This window comes from Corynebacterium sp. H128 (assembly GCF_037482625.1).
In the GTDB taxonomy this organism is placed as follows: domain Bacteria; phylum Actinomycetota; class Actinomycetes; order Mycobacteriales; family Mycobacteriaceae; genus Corynebacterium.
This window is the reverse complement of record NZ_JBBHKW010000022.1, coordinates 1-1,439: the sequence shown is the minus strand read 5'-3', so window position 1 is coordinate 1,439 and position 1,439 is coordinate 1. Positions and strand designations below refer to the sequence as shown.

Annotated in this window: 1 protein-coding gene; it reads right to left on the bottom strand. The window is 52.3% G+C overall.

Annotated elements, in window-relative coordinates; genetic code table 11:
* Positions 1-35: 35 nt before the first annotated feature.
* Positions 36-1,378 (bottom strand): IS3 family transposase gene (locus WG915_RS11565; protein WP_445227836.1). Its coding sequence is split into 2 segments (ribosomal slippage): positions 36-937 and positions 937-1,378, totalling 1,344 coding nucleotides; the frame shifts between segments, so codons are not numbered across the junction.
* Positions 1,379-1,439 lie beyond the last annotated feature (61 nt).

The following is a 1,439-nucleotide window of genomic DNA, read 5'->3' as shown; positions in this document are numbered from 1 at the left end:
TTGAACTGGCCCCCGAAAGTTGGACTGGTTTAATTCTAGGCGGTTAGGGGTTCAAGGGTCTGGTTCCGGTAGTGCATCGGAGTCAGACCCTTGAGTCGTTTCTGGAGTCGTTCGTGGTTGTACCAGTAGATGTAGTCATCGATTGCCTTGTAGAACTCCCGCAGGCTGGTAAATGATTCACCGTGGTACATCTCAGTCTTTAAGTGCCCGAAGAAGTTTTCCATCACCGCATTGTCATAGCAGTTGCCTTTCCTTGACATTGACTGCACTCCACCGATGCTTGTGATGAGCCCGCGCCAGCTGGAATGCTGGTACTGGAACCCTTGATCTGTATGTACAAGTAGTCCTTGCCCCGGTGATTGTTGTGCGATGGCGTCACGCAGAGACTGTGATGTCAAGGCTGTATTTGGTGAGGTAGATACGCTGTACGACAGGATTGACCGGTCATAGAGATCCATGATCGGCGACAGATAAACCTTGGTGCCAGCAACACGAAACTCCGTGATGTCACTGACCCACACCATGTTGGGTGTATCTGGTGTGAAGTGTCGATCCAGCACATTCTTCGCAATGTGACTGACCGTGCCTTTATACGAGTTGTACTTCTTCTTCACCCTGACCTTTGACTTCAACCCGAGCTGGTCCATGAGCTTGTAGACCAGCTTATGGTTAACGACCCATCCTGCCCGGCGCAGCTGGGCGTGCACCCGCCGGTAACCATAACGACGGTTCATACGCTCGAAGACCTCGATGATTGCTTGTTTGAGCTGGGCATGCTTATCGCCCATGGTGAGGCGTTGTTGGTGATAGAAGAATGTTGACCGGGCAAGACCTGCCGCACCCAGCAGATCGTCCAATCGGTGAGTTGACTTGAGGATGACGATGACCTCGGCTTTTAGCCTCGCCGTTGGTTCCTCAAGTCCCGCAATTTTTTTAAATACGCGTTTTCCGCCCGCAGTTTCTCTACCTCGCGACGCAACCGATCTTCCTCAGTTAACGGTTTCACAGGTGAACTACCTTTCGGGCGTCCCTTCGGCTTCGGCTGCAAAGCTTCATCACCGCCGGCACGCCACGCACGAACCCAATCCTTGACCAGTTGATCCGAAGACAAACCAAATTCCCTGGCGAGTTCCATCATGGACTGGCCAGCGTTGAATCGATCAACGACGTCTTTCTTCACCTCAAAGGAATACTGCTGCTTGGTTGGCTTCTCCACAAGGCATAGCTTGCCATGAAGCTTGAACCGGCGGGCAAGCCTCTTCACCGGATAGGGGCTAACCCCTAAACGATGGGCTGCCGCGTTATAGCCCAGCCCCTGTTCAAATAACTCAACGAGCTGCTCCCGCTGTACCTGACTCAACGAACTTCGTGCTCTCAAAAGAAAAACTCCCCACTAGTCGGAAACTGATTTCTCAGTCCAACTAATGGGGAGCAGTTCA